The following is an 18,087-nucleotide window of genomic DNA, read 5'->3' on the forward strand; positions in this document are numbered from 1 at the left end:
GAAAACTCCGCCAAAAAAAGTGAAGTTATATTTTGGTTATGTCATTCCGGTTTCTGTATTGGAAATTATTTTGAGTTTTAAAAAATAATCTTTTAGAATTTAATTAACAGTTATTAACAACTTATAAAAAGAAAAGTGAAAAGTAATTAACCATCACTTTAAAATGTGCATAACTATAGGCTGTAAAAGGACATTTTGTACCTTTGTACCTTTAAATCAATTTAATACATATAATGAACATTTCAATCGGTAACGATCACGCAGGAACAGAGTATAAATATGCTATTGTTAAACATTTGGAAGCAAAGGGATATACTGTTAAAAACTATGGAACAGATAGTAGTGACAGTGTAGATTACCCAGATTTTGTACATCCTGTGGCTAATGATGTGGAAAGTAAAGCTGCAAATTTTGGAATTATTATTTGCGGTAGCGGAAATGGTGCCAATATGACTGCCAACAAACATCAAGGTGTCCGTTCTGCTTTATGTTGGACTAAGGAAATTGTAACCTTGGCCAGAGAGCATAACGATGCCAATATATTGAGTATTCCAGCGCGTTTTACGGCGCTTCCACAAGCCATTGAAATGGTGGATGCGTTTTTGGAAACGCAATTTGAAGGTGGACGTCATCAAAACCGGGTTAACAAGATCCCAGTGTCTTGCTAAATGGGACATTCTCATTCACATACTCACCTACACGCTAGTACAAAAGATAGAAATCTTGTGGTTTCTATCTTTTTGAATATACTTATAACAGTAGCACAGGTCATTGGAGGGCTTATCTCTGGTAGTCTCTCGCTTTTGAGTGATGCGCTTCATAACTTTAGTGACGTATTATCATTAATTGTAAGTTATGTGGCCTCCAAACTTTCTAGGCAAAAGGCCTCCATAAACAGAACCTTTGGCTTTAAACGTGCCGAAATATTAGCAGCTTTTGTCAATGCCATCACCTTGGTTGTCGTGGCTATTTTGTTGATTATTGAGGCGGTTAAGCGTTTTAAAACTCCAGAGGAAATTCAATCCAATTTGGTAATATGGCTTTCCTTAATTGCTATTGTAGCTAACGGTTTTAGTGTGCTTTTGTTGAAAAGTGATTCTGAAAAGAATATCAATATCCGTTCGGCCTATTTACACCTGTTAACAGATATGTTGGCAAGTGTTGCTGTGTTGGTGGGGGGCTTGTTAATGAAATACTACCAATTGTATTGGGTGGATAGTGTCCTAACCTTTTTAATTGCGCTTTATCTTATTTGGGTGGGGTATGATTTGCTAAAAACGTCTACCAAAATGTTGATGTTGTTCACACCAGATCACATTAACATAAAGGATGTGGTAAGAGCTGTGAACAAATTGCCAAAAGTGAGTAAACTTCACCATGTCCATATTTGGAATTTGAGTGACCATGAGCTGCATTTGGAAGCACATTTAGATTTAAATGAAGATATTTCTACAACCGAGTTCAATGAACTTTTACATGAGATAGAAAAATTGTTGCACCATAAGTTTGAAATTAACCATGTTACCATACAGCCCGAATTCAATAAAATAGATCCTAAAGAAGTTATCGTTCAAGATTAATGTTATCCATATCTACTAAATATTTTTCAGAATTATCAGTTTTAGAATTGTATGACCTCTTAAGGTTACGTTCTGAAGTGTTTGTAGTAGAACAGGATTGTGTTTATCAAGATGTTGATAATAAAGACCAAAAAGCACTACATGTTTTAGGGTATGAAGGCGATACTTTGGTTGCCTATACCCGACTTTTTAAACCCGGTGATTATTTTAATGAAGCCAGTATTGGAAGGGTGGTTGTGGCTGCCAATTGGCGTAAACATAAATACGGTTATCAAATAATGGAAAGTTCAATTGCTGCCGTTTCCAAATACTTTAATGAGGAAACCATCAAAATTTCGGCGCAGTGTTATTTGCAACAATTTTATAACAATTTAGGTTTTAAAGAAGTTGGAAATTCCTATTTAGAAGATGGAATCCCGCACATTGCCATGCTTAAGACAACAAATAATTAACTTAATTAATTACTGTTTTCTCCTCCTACGTAAGTCACCAAAATTTCAACACGCCTATCAAATTTAGGCTCGCCACCCAGAGGAAACAAACGACGCATACCAACATATTTCATACGTTTTTTATCAACCCCTTTTTTGGCCAAATAGTCGTAGATGTACTTGGCTCTAGCTACAGATAGATTGCGTTTTTTGGTTTTTCTATCAATGGCATCCCTACTGTTTTGTGTACAGCATACATGGCCCTGAATGGTAAAGTAAATATCGTCACGCTCCACTAATACTTCCGCAAGTTCTTCCAAAGTCTTCACGGACTCCGGAAGTAGATAGCTATAACCCGTTTTAAACAAAATATTTTCAAGAGTAAATTTATCACCTGCTTTAAGATCACCTCTTAGCTGGTCTTTTACTTCCATTTTCACAGGTTCTTCAACTACTCTGGGCGGATTGTAAGGATGTACAATAATTTCAACTTTACGGTTTAGTCCCCTAATTTTATGGACATCTTCTTCTTTAATAACTTTTAATAACACCTCCCCTTTACCATCAACATTGGTGATAATGGATTCATCAAATTCATTGTTAGAGAAAATAGTCTTGATGGAATTGGCTCTTTGTTGGGAGAGTTTCAAATTATAGGTATCACTTCCACGGTCGTCAGTAAACCCATAAATGGACACTTTTTCAATGTCTAAACCTTCAATTTCCGATAGAAATAAAAGTAATCTATTGTGCTCTGTTGAAGGAACTTCAAACTTGTCAGTTTCAAAATAAACCTCGTGTGTTAGATCTTCTTGTGCACATAGAAATTGTGTAATTAAAACAAAAAATGCTATTAATTTTTTCATTATTATTACAATAAGGGGAAATAAATATACTTTATTTTTCTACTTTTTAAAAATGTACCTAAGAAATTTTTTACTTTAAGTAACCTTGGTACGTGGATAAATTTCCTAATATTTCCGTAGCTTTTTGAATTTCAGTGTTAGTAGCAATGTAATACGTATACAATCCTTCTCTGTAAAAATAACGTTTAACAATTTCATCGGACAAGAGAGATTTCAACTGTGTTTTATTACTATCTACAGCTTGGTCTTTATAAGAATTTAAAGCCTTTACAAGCGCGTCATATTCGGGGTTTATAACAGGTTTTAACTGCTCTTCCTTGGCAACTGTAATAGCTTCATCAAAAGCTTTTTCTGTTTTGGTTTCAAAGTTAAAATTGTTGGTTTTTAGGAAGCTTTTGAAATCCTTAAAGTCGGTATCTGAAAATTTAAAAGCATTTAAATCTGCTACTTGATGGGTGTAATAATATTTAGTGGCGTAATCAAAAATAAGGTTGTCGTTTAGGATTGCTGTGGTAATGGGGCTGTAAACAGATTCTACCATCTCTACATCTGGTTGTATACCTCCACCATCGTAAACGGTTCTTCCTTTTTTGGTTTTAAATGCATTGTAATTTTCTTGTTTTACCCTAGTAGCTTTGCCATCTTCATCTCTGTTCCAATAGTCTAAAGCCTGAATACAACGTCCAGAAGGCGTATAATATCTAGAGATGGTAATTTTCATGTGGGTTCCGTAAACCAATGGTTTTGGACGTTGTACCAAACCTTTTCCAAAGCTTCGAGCTCCTACCACTACGGCACGATCCAAATCCTGTAAAGCTCCCGATACAATTTCACTGGCGGAAGCACTACGGCCATCAATTAAAACTACCAAGGGGATTTCTGTATCCAAAGGTTCTTTAGAGGTGTAATAAGTTTTGTTGTATTTCTTTACTTTAGATTTTGTAGTAACGACCAATTGGTTTTGTGGTACAAAAATATTTACCACATTTACGGCTTCACTCAATAAGCCTCCTGGATTGCCCCTTAGGTCTAAAATCAATTTTTTGGCACCTTCCTTTTTAAGACTTCTAATGGCATTAATAGTTTCAGAAGATGCTTTTTCATTGAATTTTCGCAACACTACATAACCGGTTTGGTTATTCACCATAGAATAATGAGGTACGGCATGAATCTCTACAGCTTCGCGTTTAATAGTGGCCGAATGAGTTTTTCCTTGACGTAAATAAGTCACATTTACATTGGTACCAGCGGCCCCTTGTAACAAGTTTCCTGCATCGTCCTTGAAATCGGCAACCACAACATTTTCAACTTTAATGATTTCATCACCGGCTTTTAGGCCAGCTTTATCGGCGGGATAATCTTTATAAGGCTCAATGACTACCAATTTATCTTTAAGTGTCAAAATACTGGCGCCTATGCCTGTATAGTCCCCTGTATTGTTAATTCTAGAGGCTTCCACATCCTGTTCGTTCATGAAATTGGTATAGGGATCCAAATCTTCCAGCATACTTTTAATGGCCGTGTCCATTAATTCACCAGGATTGGTCTCGTCAACATAATTCATGTTGAGTTCTTTGAAAAGAGTGGTGAAGATTTCTATCTGTTTGGCAATTTCAAAAAAATCACTCTTAAAAGCAGTTCCCGTTAAAAAAATAGAGACAATAAGAACAGGAACAAGGATATGTTTACGGAATCGATGTTTCATAGCAGTAACGTTTAATCTAGCGTAATTGTTTGGGTAAATTTGGTTAGCAGTTGCTTCATTTTTTTATCAACTTGCTCAAAAGATGTACCATCTTTACCAATGTACAAAATCATTAACGCATAAGGCTCACTTATGTTGTTAAAAAAAGTTGGTTTGTTCAATCTATAGGCCTCTCGCATAAGTCGTTTTATACGGTTACGATCGGTGGCATTTTTGAATCGTCGCTTGCTTACGGACACCCCAGCCTTGATTAAAGTGCCATCGGCATGGGGAGTTGGCAAATAAATCATTTTTAATGGGTAGGCCGATACCGATTTGCCTTCTTCAAACAAATGGGAAATGACAATCTTGCTTTTAAGTTTTTCTGAAGCGTTAAACGTATATTTCATACTAAAGATTTGAGGTCTCTACAAGATGAACTTTATGCGCCTTTAAATCGGTTAATGCAGCCTCATAGCTGGTCTGATCTATATAGCGCATAGCATCTGTAAGGTAGTAGGTATTAAAACCGGCTAATTTAGCATCTTTTGCGGTATAATACACACAATAATCGGCTGCCAATCCACACACATAGACTTCGTTTATTCCCTTCCCTTTTAAATAGGGCTCTAAGCCTGTAGCATTACTATGGTTGTTATCATAAAAAGCACTGTAACTATCAACTTCTATATCCATACCTTTCCTAAAAATAGCAGACACTTTATTCATGTGAAGTGCCTCCGAAAATTGGGCGCCTTCACTGCCCTGTACACAATGGTCAGGCCATAATACCTGCGAATTTCCATTTAAGTCAATCACATCAAGTACCTGTGCTTTGTCATGATTGGAAGCAAAGCTTTTATGGGTTTGTGGATGCCAATCCTGTGAGGCTACAACCAAATCAAATTTAGATTGAATGGGATTGATGATAGGAATGATAGCATCGCCATCGGGAACTGCCAAAGCACCACCAGGTAGAAAATCATTTTGGATGTCAACTAAAATTAGCGCTTTCATGCCTTAAGGTTTCAGTTTTTCCTTTTTTAATTGATTTCTCAAAGCCTCCAACTCGGGACTCAATCCTACTTTATAGATATGTGGATAGGCAAAACGTTTGTGCTCAATAGGGAGTTTCTTTAGATTTTCTTTTGCAATTTTAGCCAATTCTACAGGTAATTGTTCGGGGTGTAAACGTTTACCATCTTTAAGTACAACCTGAAGTAAGGGAACTGCTTTATAAGGAGATAGTGCCATTTGTTTATGGGGTTCAAAAGGATGTGCCATGGTATTGGGGGCTTCCAAAGATTCTAAAGTAATAGCATCGGCAATATGCTGATCGTCTTCGTTGTAATAGCGGTAAACCTGCTTTTCTCCTGGAAAATTCATTTTCTTTAAATTCTCTGAAATCTTGATCCGGGGCGTATTGTTAAAACTGCATAGTTTGTAAACTCCGTCCAAGGCAGCACTCTCCTTCCCTACTACCAAATTAGTACCTACACCATACAAATCTATTTGCGCCTGTTGTTCTTTTAAACTTCGTATCACATGTTCGTCCAATTGGTTGGAAGCAGCAATTTGCACATAGGGCAATCCAGCATCATCCAACTGTTTTCGGGCGGCTTTTGATAAATAGGCCAAATCGCCACTATCTAAACGAATTCCTAATAGCTTTTCGCCCCTGGCTTCCATTTCTTTGGCTACGGTAATAGCATTGGGAACCCCTTGTTTTAAGGTATTATAGGTATCTACCAGAAGTACGCAGTTGTGTGGTCTGGTTTCGGCAAAATCACGGAAGGCCGTAAGCTCATCGTCATAGCTTTGAATAAAGGCGTGGGCCATGGTTCCTGAAATAGGAATGTTGTAAGCTTTTCCCGCCAGTACATTGGAGGTATGATCGAACCCTCCAATAAAGGCTGCTCTACTGGCCTGCATTCCCGCTAAGCCTTGGGCACGCCGCAAACCAAATTCGGCCAAACTTTTGGAATCACCTGCAATATGCCTTATTCTACTGGCTTTGGTAGCAATTAAGGATTGAAAGTTCAAGGTATTGAGCAGATAGGTCTCTATAAGTTGACACTCCAAAATAGTACCGCTCACCGTTAAAATGGGAATGAACGGAAACACAATGGTACCCTCGGGCATGCTCTTGATAGTGCCTTTAAATTTGAATGTTTTTAAGTATTCTAAAAAGCCCTTATCAAATCCTTCCGAAGTCAAATACGCAATATCCTCTTCAGAAAAGGTAAAGGTTTCTAAATGTGTTAAGACTTCTTCCAAACCACAAAACAATACATAGCCGCCTTCAAAAGGCGTCTTTCTAAAGAAATAATCAAAGGTGGCAGTCACCTCGTGTTTCTGTTTTAAGAAGTAGGATTGCCCCATGGCCAGTTGGTACAAATCGGTATATAGAGCAGATTGCAAGTTCATGCTATTTAAGTTTCTTATAAAAATACGGAAGGTTTTCTAAAAATCCTTCCTGTGAGTTTTAAATTAGTTGAATAACAATAAATTATATTAGATATTCTCCTTAATCCCAAGCCTCATAAAGCTCTTGTTATTTTATTTTTGATGCCATTAAAAGAGCATTGTAGGCGTTTACAATTTTACCTGATTTGGACAATTTTTGAAAGGCTTTAATATGCGTTGGATCATCCCCTACCTGTACTTCGGTGGGGAGGGATACCCCCGATTTCATTATGATATTTTTAACCTCTGAAGCACTTAAATGAGGGTATTGTGAACGTATTATTGCTGCTACTCCAGTTACAGCGGGAGCGGCCATAGAGGTCCCATTTTCACTTTTGTAAGTGTTGTTTGGGTAGGTAGAATAGATATCGCTACCTGGAGCAAAGACATCTACATTGTGTTGTCCATAGTTAGAATAATCGGCGACGACTTTGGTACCATACGTTGGGGTTAGGGCACCTACAACCAAAAAATTATCCGAAATCTCTTTACCGTTTACCATATCATTGGGATAAGAAGGTGTGTCGTCCAAATTATAGGCATCATTACCTGCGCTAATTACCAAAAGAACATCATGCTGGGCAGCATATCGAATGGCATCGCTTACCCATTCGCTGTGTGTAGCATAGTATTTACCAAAACTTCCGTTGATAATCTTGGCACCATTATCCACAGCGTAACGAATGGCCAATGCTACATCTTTATCGTATTCATCGCCATTGGGTGTACTGCGAATAGCCATAAGTTTTACATTATTGGCTACCCCATCCACTCCAATATGGTTATTGCGTTGCGCAGCTATGATCCCTGCCACATGAGTGCCGTGGGTTTCTTCCGGATCGTGTGGTTTTACATTGTTGTCGCCATAACCTACATCCGAAAGGTCATCGGGGTTATCGCCGGTAGTTCTTCCATGGAAGTCCTTGTTTAAATGGTAGTTCAAGTGGTCATTGATGAGTATCATATCTTTTTCTACGGCCTCCTTGAATTCAGAAATAGAGTCATAATCGGCAGTGTAAATTTTCATAAATTCAATAGCATTTAACACTGACGGATTGTTGGTACTGATAGTATCAATATCTGCTTTGGAATAGGTACTTTTCTTTAAATGGGTAGACAGAATATAATCTACCATTACTACTTGAGCAGTAACTCTATCGTAAATATTTTTATACTCACTGTATTTTTTAAATTCCTTTTGGTATTGCTGCTCGGCTTCGGTATACTGCGGATGGCTAGTATCTCCTTTGGCCAAAATACGGGTATATTCAAATTGCTCGTTGTAGGCATCACCTAAAAAGTTCCAACCGTGGATATCATCTACATAGCCATTGTTATCGTCATCTATTCCATTGTTGGGTATTTCATTGGGATTGGTCCAAATGACAGCACTTAAATCCTCATGGTCAATATCCATACCCGAATCTATAACAGCCACTAGAGTTGTGTTCCCTTGTTTTGTTTTAAGAATCTCCCCATAAGCTCTGTCCACACTCATTCCAGGTATGGTGTCCGTCAAGAGGTCTAAATGAGCCCAATGGTGTTCTTGCTTTTTTGTTAATGGAGTTGTTTTATAGTGGGGTTGGGTAATTTTTTCCATGGAAATACCGCTTACCCGAGCGCTCCCACATCCAACCAAAAAAGGGCCAATAAGGGCTGTTGCCAAAACAAATTTTAAGGATTTCATAGGCTAAAAGATATCGTTGCAATGTATGACATCCTTTAAGCGAACGCCTTTTTCGGTGTGTTGAACAGTAATAATTTCATTGTGGGCATCATGTTCCAAAAACAAATAATAATTATTATCGGCTGCCATGTTCAAGAACTGTTCCTTTTCATCAAGGGTCAACAATGGTCTGGTGTCGTAACCCATTACAAATGGTAATGGAAGATGGCCTACGGTAGGTAATAAATCGGCCATAAAACAAATGGTATTCCCTTTGTACTGGATCATCGGGATCATTTGTTTATCCGTGTGCCCATCGGCAAAAAAGATATCGAAACCTAAGGGAGAATCTTTTAAAATAGAGTCTTTTGGAAGCCCTGTAAATTTTAATTGTCCGCTTTCTTCCATTGGAAGGATGTTCTCTTTCAAAAAGGATGCCTGTTCCCTCCTATTGGGTTTGGTAGCCCATTGCCAATGATCGGCATTGCTCCAAAATGTTGCGTTTTTAAAAGCCGGCTCATACCCTGTTCTATCGGCATTCCATTGAATACTTCCTCCACAGTGGTCAAAGTGCAAATGGGTCATAAACACATCGGTAATATCATCTCTATGGAAGCCATATTTAGCTAAAGATTTGTCTATAGTATCATCACCCCACATGTAGTAGTAGCCAAAAAACTTATCACTTTGCTTGTCGCCCATTCCCGTGTCAATCAATATAAGCCTATTGCCATCTTCAATCAACATACAGCGTGCTGCAATGTCTATCATGTTGTTGGCATCGGCAGGATTGGTACGTTGCCATAGAGATTTAGGGACTACGCCAAACATGGCGCCCCCGTCAAGCTTAAAATTTCCTGATTCTATAGGGTAGAGTTTCATATCAAAATATTTTTATGCAAATTATGAAAAGCCGAAGGATTATTGGGTATTGTTTAGAGAATATTAAGAATGCCCAAAAGACTAGTCAATCGTATTTTGAAGGCGTTTGCCAAAGTCCAACAATGCCTTTAGCTCCTTGATACTTGCCAAGCGTTCCTTACTGAAAATAAGCAAACTTGTACCATTAGACTCAATGTGATAATAGGGATTGCTTTCAAAAAAGAGCACCAATTCATCATTAAAGAACGACGTAATGCCTTCTACATCTTCACCCAACAAATAAAAGCGTTTTGAAAAGTCGTCATGATCTTGAATGGGGATGTCCTTAAAACCTGCAAGGGCATATACCTTTTCCAAAAAGCCTTCGCGATCCAAGGTAAATACAGGCACTTCGTTTTCAAGATCAATGTGTAACATGGTGGTACGCACTACTTCCTTGGCAATAAATTCACCTTCTGAGAACTCTATATCAAAGAGATTGATGGCGTGGATATCGTTAAAAAGACGGTTGTAAATATGGTTAATCTGTTTGGTTTTAAAGAATAAAAAGTCCTTAAGGAATAAAGTGTCCTTACACTTGGTGGGGTTGTAACCCAATGAAAAATCCTCGGCAATGGTTTGGAGCTGCGATTGGCGTTTGGTTAAATGGCGGCCAAACAATCGCGTACCGGAAAGGTTTCTTCGTAAAGCTAAAGGATGTTCAGAATCGGCTTTGTAGGTGTCTAGACCAACAATTTCAAAATGCCCGTCATTTTTAGTAAACATATCTTGGTAACCGTTGAGGTTTTCCATGACCGTATGGTCTACAAAATTGCAGAGGGAAAAGTCCACAACAACATCGTATTGAGGTGGAATAGCGTCTAGTTTTTCCTTCAGCTTATAGTAGTTTAAAAAACTGCAGAAATGTTTCACACTTACATAATAATTGCCATTATCCTCTTTGTACATTAGTACGTTTGGTTTCATTAGGTTTCTCACAAAAAGCATGAAACTTTTGTTAATGACAATGTGAATAATCAAAGTGGTGATTACTCCCGAAATAATCCCAGTAATTAAGCCAATTTTAAGGGTCACAAACAAGGTTACAAAGAAAATGATCAGCTGTTCTTTTCCTATAAAAACAATATTTCTGATCACGGTTGGAGAGGCCAACTTATACCCTGTAAATACCAAAATAGCCATAAGGGCCGGTAATGGCACACGGGTAAGTTGGGTACTGAACAAAACGATAAAAATCACCAAAAAGAAGGCATGAAAGAAGTTGGATGAGGTATTGCTGCCGCCATTGTTGACGTTTACTGAACTTCTGGCAATTACCGTAACAACATTAAGGCCTCCCAAAAAACCACTGCCTATACTGGCAACCCCTAGTGCTTTTAAATCTTTATTGACGTTGGAACGTCTGTTTTCGGGATCCAATTTATCCACAGCTTTAATACTCAATAAAGATTCAATGCTCGCAATTAATGTTAGGGCCAAAACACTGGACCAAAAAGGGATACTTCCCATTTGGCTAAAATCTACTGTTGGTATTTGGGTAATGATTTCGTTAAAATGAGGAATGCCCGAAACCATATAGCTTTTACTGATTGGGTTGTCTTCATGCAGCACCAATTCAAAATAGTAACTGAAGCCAATGGAGAGCAAAACAATCCACATTGGGGCGGGAATCAATTGCAGGTATTTGTTGCGCAGTTTGGGGTAAATAACCATAATAACTAAACTCACTACACCAATAATGGCGGCAAAAATCAAACCTTTCCTTTCATAATGAAGGGCGTCATTGATGGTTACCGGAATTTCTATCAGGTAATCCATGGCATCGGTTCGTTGTATTTTGTGAGCCAGCATAATGTGGAATTGCTTGCCTAAAATAATAAGTCCAATGGCAGCCAACATCCCCTGAATGGCAGAGGAAGGAAAAAAGTCCGACAGTTTGCCTAATTTAAAAAAGCCAAGAGCAATCATCACCAAACCAGAACAGATTACGGCCGCATAGGCACCATTAAGTCCTAAAGCCGTAATGGCCACCAGTGTAACGCCCACCATACCGTTACCAGGCCCAGTAATGGTAACATGACTGCCTCCAAGGATAGATACCACAAGACCACTTACTATGGCAGTAATTACGCCTGCTATGGGCGGTGCTTCACTGGCCATGGCCAGTCCCAATCCCAAAGGAAGCGAAATAAGGCTAACCACAAATCCTGAAAAAATGTTCCGTGGGAGTTGGCTAAAAAAGGTTTTTATGTTGTTTTTCCTTGGGCTCACTGGACAATCAATACATCGGTTGGTAATTCGGTTAAAATGTATTCAATGTCGTGCGGAAATAGGCGGTCCCAAAACGACATTTTTAAAGGAGCATTCATTACCAATAAATCAGCACGGACCACTTCGGCATAATGTCCAATGGAATAGCCGCGTTTTCCAAAGATTGGTTGTGTTTTTACAAACACCGAATCTTGGTATTCCTGAGGAATTTCAGCAATTAATTTTTTCACCCTAGAGTCTTCCCTTAGTGCCAAACGTTCCTTAACAATATTGGCTTTTCTAAGGGATCTATGGTCTTCAACACTTACCGCTACCTGTTGTTTGGTAATTTCTTCTACGACCGTAATCTTGTTGGAACCTAATTTGTTGGCCACAAAAAAGGCTGCCGAAATGGCTTCTTGGGTTCTAGGGTCTTTCAATCCGTTGACTACAATATGTTGACATGGCACACGCTGTACTGAGGGCTTTGTGAGCAATAAAATGGAACACTTGGCTTTACGGGTGATTTTTCTGGCAATGGAACCCACATAGTACTTTAAAAGGTTTTCACGTTTTAATGCACCAATAATCAAAAGATCAATATTATAGGTCTTTGTTGCGGATAATATCACTTCCACAGGATCTCCACTTTTAAAAACCATTTGGTAAGAGAGTTGCTGTGCTATAAAGGGCTGCAGGACTTCTTCAATTTCTTTTTCTTTTTTTTCTGAAGCTTCCCCAACATGTATCAAGAGCAATTTGCAGTCAAAAAACAAAGCAAGGCGAGACGCTTCATAAATATTGGAAACGAGGTTAGGAGAAAAGGCAACGCCAATGCCAATGGTATGAAAAGGCTTTAAAGTCAAGCTATGGTTTTGTATTGAAAGGGCAAGATAGTATTTTTTTAAAAAATTGAATATTTTCTATTTCGCGATGAAAGTTGGAGCTTTTATTGTTATTTTAACAAAAATTTGAATATATGATTGAACTTTCGGGCATTGTAATTTTAGGAATTTTGGCGCAGTGGGTAGCATGGCGTTTTAAAATTCCAGCTATTTTACCCTTAATTTTAATTGGGTTGTTCGTTGGGCCTTTTTCTACCTTAATTTCTGCCGACGGTTCCAAGTGGATACAGCCGGTTTGGAATGGCGAAAAAGGACTCTTCCCTGGCGATAGTCTTTATAGTTTTGTATCCCTGGCCATTGGTGTCATTCTTTTTGAAGGAGGCTTGACCTTGAAGCGCAATGAAATATCTAAAGTGGGCCCTGTAATTATGAAACTTATCAGTTTGGGGGCTGCTGTGACCTTTATAGGGGGAGGTATTGCTACGCATTTTATATTCAATCTTAGTTGGAAGATGTCTTTTCTGTTTTCGGCCTTGATTATTGTAACCGGACCAACGGTAATAGCACCAATTTTAAGGAATATTCCACTTAAAAAGGATGTCTCGGCGGTGTTGAAGTGGGAAGGTATTTTAATAGATCCTATTGGTGCTTTGGTAGCCGTATTGGTATTTGAGTTTATTAGTATTGGTGATGATACGGGGTATACTTCTCAGGCATTTATAGAATTTGGAAAGATTGTCATCATTGGGTTTTCCTTCGGAACCACGGCAGCTTTGGCCTTGTATTTTGCAATTAATAAGAAGTTAATTCCTCATTATTTATTGAATGTAGCCGCTTTGTCTGTTGTGTTATTGGTGTTTGTGGAGTCTGATATATTTGCCCATGAATCGGGGCTTTTGGCCGTTGTGGTAATGGGGATGGTATTGGGAAACAGTAAGCTTCAAAATTTAAAGGAACTGCTGTACTTTAAGGAGTCCTTGAGTGTCCTGCTCATTTCTATACTCTTTATATTGTTGTCAGCCAATGTAAACATTGAAGACTTGCTCACTGTTTACAATTGGAAAACAGCTATTCTTATGGGGGTAATCATATTTGTTTTACGACCTATAGGAGTCTTTTTAAGTACTACCAATTCTAGATTAAAAACCAATGAAAAGCTTTTTATAAGTTGGGTGGGACCTCGAGGTATTGTTGCTGCGGGGATTGCTTCGTTGTTTGGTACTAAATTGGTATTGAAAGGGGAGCCCGGTGCCGAGTACATTACGCCTTTGGTGTTTACCACCGTATTGGTAACTGTACTGCTGAATGCTACAACAGCGAGGTCCTTTGCCAAATGGGTAGGAGTATACCTTAAAACCAGTGATGGTATTTTAATTGTGGGAGCCTCTGAAGCCTCAAGAATTATTGCGCGTTATTTAATTGATAATGGACGTCATGTGGTGTTGATTGATAGCAACAAGGAAAACATTGATAAAGCACGCGCTAAGGATTTGGATGCCATGGAAGCCAATGTGTATTCCGAAGATCTGTCCAATGATGTCGAATTGAGCGATATTGGCTATCTGTTGGCCTTTACGGGGAGTGATGAGGTGAACCGTCATTCCATCAATAAATTTAAGGCCTATTTAGGCGAATCTGGAGCCTATAGATTGATTTCTTCCGAGGAAATCAAACATCCAGATACCATTGATAAGGACATGATTTTCTCCATCAAGGATGATTACATCAATTTTAGTGAGGTAGCAAGGGATTATCCAGTTATCAATGAAATAGAACTGAAATCCAAAAAGGAATACTTAGAAAAGATTGATTATCTCAATTCCGAACAGAAGATGATTCCACTTTTCATCAAAGACCTCACTGGAGAATTGCATATTATTTGTAGCCTAGATAAGGAATTTAAGGTTGAGAAAGGCCATAAATTGGTGTATTTGGGTAGGCCAGAAGGGGTAGTTGCAGAGAAAAGAAAAGCGTAAATATTGAGCGTGAAGAGTTTTTGTTTTAGAAACAGCTTGATTCAAATTAATTGATAGTGTTTTGTAATTAAATCGATAACGTTAGAAAGCATAGAATATGAATTTTAAATAAAATGCATACATACGCTCATTGTAATCTATGTTTAAATGCAAATAGGAATTTGGATATTGGTATCACCTGTGGTTTGACTAATGAAAAACCAACTTTTGAAAATACGTGCCCTAAGATTAAGTTCAACAATATATCAAAAGAATATACGGCTCAAATATTAAATGACATTGACGTACTGAAGGGCACTAAAAAATCAGTTCATTTCAAATTCTATGTTTTTATTGCAATTGGATTTTTAGTAATGTTTGGGGGAAATTCACTATTAAACATACTATAGAAATTGAGAGTTTCTATCACTTTAAACTTACTCTTTTAATTTATGCATTGGGAGTTTTGATTTTAAAGGAGGGCTATGGGAATCTTTCCAATTATAGACGCAAATTAAAAAAGATGGAGTTTGAAATAGCGGAAATAAAGGAGGTTATTCAAAAATATAAGATAGACCTAGAAACCTTTATTAGAAAAGAATGAAGGTAGGAAATGATTGAATTAATTTCCATGGAACAGCGGTGAGGCTTTGGGAAGAGCATATTTTTTAGGTCAATTTAATTAACAAAATAAAAGATAAGGTTGTAACGTTACCTATTACAAACCAACCTTATAGAAAATGAATCAATTAAAACTTTTACTTCAAGAATTTCCTGAGTACTACTTGACCATTTTGGTACTTCTTGCTGGGTTTACACCCCCAATATCAATTCATCCTTTTTCCGCACTACTGGCCGTTCTTTTAATCTTGCAGATAGTATTTAAAAATAAATTATCAGGCCTGCTAATTACAACGGTTTTTGCAATATTGAGCATGTTTATGTTCTTGTCATTACTATCCGAGTTAAGTGAATTTACAATACCATCAACAAACGCAGCTAAATTATTGTTGGTAGGCCTACCTCTTTCCGTGTTAAACATACTAGTCGTTGTAATAATGGTTAAAAAGTATGCTTTTGATTGGAGTTTAAAGCATTAGTTTTTAACTAGCTTTTTTATTTAAGAAAGTAAATATCTCCCTCAACTCCTTTAAAAAGGGGAATTTAATTGGCTTCTAGGAAGACTGTTTGGGTATTAACTAGGAAAATCTTTTAATAAATGTTGCAGTTAGGAGTCTAGTTGAAATTAAAAGAATACTTCATAAACTATAAGAACAATGATCGAACTAAAAAAACTTTTTGTATAACTGAAATTTGTCTATTTCTTTTTGTTCTTCTGCTGAAGGAAATGACTCTGAACCTTTTATAAAATAATTATCAAATAGAGTATTATTTTCGTTCCAAAGAATCATCATTTTTATTCCTGAGAATACTGAAAAGAGAATAATGATGGTTTTTAAAATTAAAACTACCATGTTAAATATACTTTTTGGAAATAAGAAGATTTATTTGATTTCTAAATTTTATAAAAATAATATAATTATGATTTGGGTTACTACCTATATTACAAAGTGTCTAGGCCCAAATTCATCAAAAACAAAAAGCCCTGTAAACATTACAGGGCTTTTGATATCTGAGTAAGGTACAAGCTTAATCGTTAAGTTTTAAAACGGCCATAAAGGCTTGCTGAGGGATTTCTACGTTCCCTACTTGGCGCATACGTTTCTTACCTTTTTTCTGTTTTTCCAATAATTTACGTTTACGGGAAATATCCCCACCGTAACATTTGGCGGTAACGTCCTTTCTAAGGGCTTTAATGGTTTCACGTGCAATGATCTTGGCACCAATGGCTGCCTGGATAGGAATGTCGAACTGTTGTCTTGGAATCAATTCCTTAAGCTTCTCACACATCTTTTTACCAATATGGTAGGCGTTATCAGCATGTATAAGAGCTGATAAGGCATCTACGGTCTGTGCGTTCAAGAGAATGTCCACACGCACCAGTTTAGAGGCGCGCATACCTATAGGCGAGTAGTCGAAAGAGGCATAGCCCTTGGACACGGTTTTTAAACGATCGTAAAAGTCGAATACAATTTCGGCCAATGGCATATCAAAACTTAATTCTACGCGTTCCGGTGTTAAATAAGTTTGATTAGTAATCTGTCCTCGTTTTTCAATACAAAGGGACATTACGTTACCAACAAAGTCAGCCTTGGTAATGATGGTAGCTTTTATATACGGTTCTTCCACACGGTTCAAGGTGGAAGGTTCCGGTAAGTCCGACGGGTTGTTTACAATGACAACCTCATCTGGATTTTTATTGGTAAAGGCGTGGTAGGACACGTTAGGAACCGTAGTAATTACGGTCATGTCGAACTCTCGTTCCAAACGTTCTTGGATAATTTCCAGATGGAGCATGCCCAAGAATCCACATCTAAACCCAAAACCTAGTGCTGCCGAACTTTCTGGTTGAAATACCAAGGAGGCATCGTTAAGCTGGAGCTTTTCCATAGAGGCTCTCAACTCTTCATAATCTTCAGTGTCTACAGGATAAATCCCCGCAAATACCATAGGCTTCACATCCTCAAAACCGCCAATGGCGTTTTTGGTAGGTTCCTTGGCATCTGTAATGGTATCACCTACTTTGACTTCTTTAGCTTCCTTGATACCAGTAATTAAATAACCAACATCTCCTGCCTTAATTTCTTTTTGCGGGTGTTGTTTCAATTTTAGGGTTCCTACTTCATCGGCAAAATAGGTTTTGCCAGTAGCAATAAACTTAATTTGCTGTCCTTTTTTAATCGATCCGTTAATTACTCTAAAGTAGGTTTCCACGCCTCTAAACGGATTGTAAACAGAATCAAAAATCAAGGCTTGTAAAGGTTCGTCTGCATTTCCTTTCGGGGAAGGGATACGCTCAATAATGGCTGTTAAAATATCTTGGATTCCCAAACCAGTTTTAGCACTGGCAGGAATTACTTCCGAAGGATCACAACCCAAAAGGTCTACAATATCATCGGTTACTTCTTCTGGATTGGCGCTAGGCAAATCTACTTTGTTCAATACCGGGATGATTTCCAAATCATTTTCCAAAGCCAAATAGAGGTTGGAGATGGTTTGTGCCTGAATGCTTTGAGCCGCATCTACAATCAACAAAGCCCCTTCACAAGCGGCAATGGAGCGGGAAACCTCGTAGGAGAAATCCACGTGACCAGGGGTGTCAATTAAATTCAGGATATAGGTTTCGCCATCATGGATGTATTCCATTTGAATGGCATGCGATTTAATAGTGATACCACGCTCACGCTCCAAATCCATGTTGTCCAATAACTGATCCTGTTTTTCACGCTCTGTTACCGAGCCTGTAAAATCCAACAAACGATCCGCTAAGGTACTCTTACCGTGGTCTATATGTGCAATAATGCAAAAATTTCTAATGTGCTTCATAATTGGTACTTACAT

General features: G+C 37.9%; 16 protein-coding genes. 5 read left to right on the plus strand and 11 right to left on the minus strand.

The features are described from left to right. The first annotated feature begins 233 nt into the window (after nt 1–233). From rpiB to RBH95_RS01040, 3 genes are read left to right on the plus strand one after another with little or no spacing between them, the layout of a single operon-like run. Nucleotides 234–668 (plus strand): ribose 5-phosphate isomerase B, encoded by a 435-nt coding sequence (rpiB, locus tag RBH95_RS01030; protein ID WP_307900884.1) that lies wholly within the window; start codon nt 234–236, stop codon nt 666–668. Next, nucleotides 669–1,580 (plus strand): cation diffusion facilitator family transporter, encoded by a 912-nt coding sequence (locus tag RBH95_RS01035; protein WP_307900885.1) that lies wholly within the window; start codon nt 669–671, stop codon nt 1,578–1,580. Continuing rightward, nucleotides 1,580–2,032, plus strand: a complete 453-nt coding sequence (locus RBH95_RS01040; protein ID WP_307900886.1) for a GNAT family N-acetyltransferase — start codon at nt 1,580–1,582, stop codon at nt 2,030–2,032. The genes RBH95_RS01035 and RBH95_RS01040 overlap by 1 nt, the downstream gene beginning before the upstream one ends. A gap of 5 nt (nt 2,033–2,037) precedes the next feature. Here the strand turns inward: RBH95_RS01040 and RBH95_RS01045 are convergent, their stop codons facing one another. The 9 genes from RBH95_RS01045 to RBH95_RS01085 all read right to left on the minus strand — a co-directional run bounded on the left by RBH95_RS01045 (nt 2,038) and on the right by RBH95_RS01085 (nt 12,691). Continuing rightward, on the minus strand, nt 2,038–2,877 hold the full coding sequence (locus tag RBH95_RS01045) for an OmpA family protein (protein WP_307900887.1): 840 nt from the start codon (nt 2,875–2,877) through the stop codon (nt 2,038–2,040). Between the two features lie 70 nt (nt 2,878–2,947). After that, nucleotides 2,948–4,582, minus strand: coding sequence for a S41 family peptidase (locus tag RBH95_RS01050; protein ID WP_307900888.1), 1,635 nt, complete (start codon nt 4,580–4,582; stop codon nt 2,948–2,950). Nucleotides 4,583–4,593: 11 nt separating this feature from the next. Then, nucleotides 4,594–4,971, minus strand: a complete 378-nt coding sequence (gene rnpA, locus RBH95_RS01055; protein WP_053976556.1) for a ribonuclease P protein component — start codon at nt 4,969–4,971, stop codon at nt 4,594–4,596. A gap of 1 nt (nt 4,972) precedes the next feature. Then, the gene (gene pncA, locus RBH95_RS01060) at nt 4,973–5,578 is read right to left on the minus strand and encodes a bifunctional nicotinamidase/pyrazinamidase (protein ID WP_307900889.1); all 606 of its coding nucleotides are present in this window, start codon (nt 5,576–5,578) and stop codon (nt 4,973–4,975) included. Between the two features lie 3 nt (nt 5,579–5,581). Further along, the gene (locus RBH95_RS01065; RefSeq protein ID WP_307900890.1) at nt 5,582–6,988 is read right to left on the minus strand and encodes a nicotinate phosphoribosyltransferase; all 1,407 of its coding nucleotides are present in this window, start codon (nt 6,986–6,988) and stop codon (nt 5,582–5,584) included. Nucleotides 6,989–7,115: 127 nt separating this feature from the next. Beyond that, entirely contained in the window at nt 7,116–8,714 is a 1,599-nt protein-coding gene (locus RBH95_RS01070; protein ID WP_307900891.1) for a S8 family peptidase, read from the minus strand. 3 nt (nt 8,715–8,717) lie between these two features. Then, nucleotides 8,718–9,575 (minus strand): MBL fold metallo-hydrolase, encoded by an 858-nt coding sequence (locus tag RBH95_RS01075; RefSeq protein WP_307900892.1) that lies wholly within the window; start codon nt 9,573–9,575, stop codon nt 8,718–8,720. Between the two features lie 81 nt (nt 9,576–9,656). Then, nucleotides 9,657–11,846: a SulP family inorganic anion transporter gene (locus tag RBH95_RS01080; RefSeq protein ID WP_307900893.1), complete on the minus strand. Its 2,190-nt coding sequence runs from the start codon at nt 11,844–11,846 to the stop codon at nt 9,657–9,659. Further along, nucleotides 11,843–12,691: a universal stress protein gene (locus RBH95_RS01085; protein ID WP_307900894.1), complete on the minus strand. Its 849-nt coding sequence runs from the start codon at nt 12,689–12,691 to the stop codon at nt 11,843–11,845. Before RBH95_RS01085 ends, RBH95_RS01080 begins: the two co-directional genes overlap by 4 nt. Before the next feature lie 113 nt (nt 12,692–12,804). Between RBH95_RS01085 and RBH95_RS01090 the strand changes: the two genes are divergently transcribed. Both RBH95_RS01090 and RBH95_RS01095 read left to right on the plus strand, forming a co-directional pair. Then, entirely contained in the window at nt 12,805–14,646 is a 1,842-nt protein-coding gene (locus RBH95_RS01090) for a sodium:proton antiporter (RefSeq protein ID WP_307900895.1), read from the plus strand. Nucleotides 14,647–15,365: 719 nt separating this feature from the next. Next, complete coding sequence (locus tag RBH95_RS01095) at nt 15,366–15,725, plus strand: hypothetical protein (RefSeq protein ID WP_307900896.1); 360 nt, start codon at nt 15,366–15,368, stop codon at nt 15,723–15,725. Between the two features lie 186 nt (nt 15,726–15,911). On the opposite strand, the gene RBH95_RS01100 is transcribed toward RBH95_RS01095, so the two are convergent. Both RBH95_RS01100 and lepA read right to left on the minus strand, forming a co-directional pair. Beyond that, a complete protein-coding gene (locus tag RBH95_RS01100) occupies nt 15,912–16,100 on the minus strand; it encodes a hypothetical protein (RefSeq protein ID WP_307900897.1) in 189 nt (62 codons plus the stop codon). A 175-nt stretch (nt 16,101–16,275) separates the two neighbouring features. Next, nucleotides 16,276–18,072, minus strand: coding sequence for a translation elongation factor 4 (gene lepA, locus RBH95_RS01105; protein ID WP_307900898.1), 1,797 nt, complete (start codon nt 18,070–18,072; stop codon nt 16,276–16,278). Nucleotides 18,073–18,087: the final 15 nt, after the last annotated feature.

Origin of the sequence: Mangrovimonas sp. YM274 (assembly GCF_030908385.1) — a bacterium.
GTDB lineage: Bacteria > Bacteroidota > Bacteroidia > Flavobacteriales > Flavobacteriaceae > Mangrovimonas_A.

Bases quoted from the DNA above. Each gene is read 5' to 3' on its own strand.
- rpiB (WP_307900884.1), top strand. From the start codon at position 234: ATGAACATTTCAATCGGTAACGATCACGCAGGAACAGAGTATAAATAT.
- RBH95_RS01035 (WP_307900885.1), top strand. From the start codon at position 669: ATGGGACATTCTCATTCACATACTCACCTACACGCTAGTACAAAAGAT.
- RBH95_RS01040 (WP_307900886.1), top strand. From the start codon at position 1,580: ATGTTATCCATATCTACTAAATATTTTTCAGAATTATCAGTTTTAGAA.
- RBH95_RS01045 (WP_307900887.1), bottom strand. From the start codon at position 2,877: ATGAAAAAATTAATAGCATTTTTTGTTTTAATTACACAATTTCTATGT.
- RBH95_RS01050 (WP_307900888.1), bottom strand. From the start codon at position 4,582: ATGAAACATCGATTCCGTAAACATATCCTTGTTCCTGTTCTTATTGTC.
- rnpA (WP_053976556.1), bottom strand. From the start codon at position 4,971: ATGAAATATACGTTTAACGCTTCAGAAAAACTTAAAAGCAAGATTGTC.
- pncA (WP_307900889.1), bottom strand. From the start codon at position 5,578: ATGAAAGCGCTAATTTTAGTTGACATCCAAAATGATTTTCTACCTGGT.
- RBH95_RS01065 (WP_307900890.1), bottom strand. From the start codon at position 6,988: ATGAACTTGCAATCTGCTCTATATACCGATTTGTACCAACTGGCCATG.
- RBH95_RS01070 (WP_307900891.1), bottom strand. From the start codon at position 8,714: ATGAAATCCTTAAAATTTGTTTTGGCAACAGCCCTTATTGGCCCTTTT.
- RBH95_RS01075 (WP_307900892.1), bottom strand. From the start codon at position 9,575: ATGAAACTCTACCCTATAGAATCAGGAAATTTTAAGCTTGACGGGGGC.
- RBH95_RS01090 (WP_307900895.1), top strand. From the start codon at position 12,805: ATGATTGAACTTTCGGGCATTGTAATTTTAGGAATTTTGGCGCAGTGG.
- RBH95_RS01095 (WP_307900896.1), top strand. From the start codon at position 15,366: ATGAATCAATTAAAACTTTTACTTCAAGAATTTCCTGAGTACTACTTG.
- RBH95_RS01100 (WP_307900897.1), bottom strand. From the start codon at position 16,100: ATGGTAGTTTTAATTTTAAAAACCATCATTATTCTCTTTTCAGTATTC.
- lepA (WP_307900898.1), bottom strand. From the start codon at position 18,072: ATGAAGCACATTAGAAATTTTTGCATTATTGCACATATAGACCACGGT.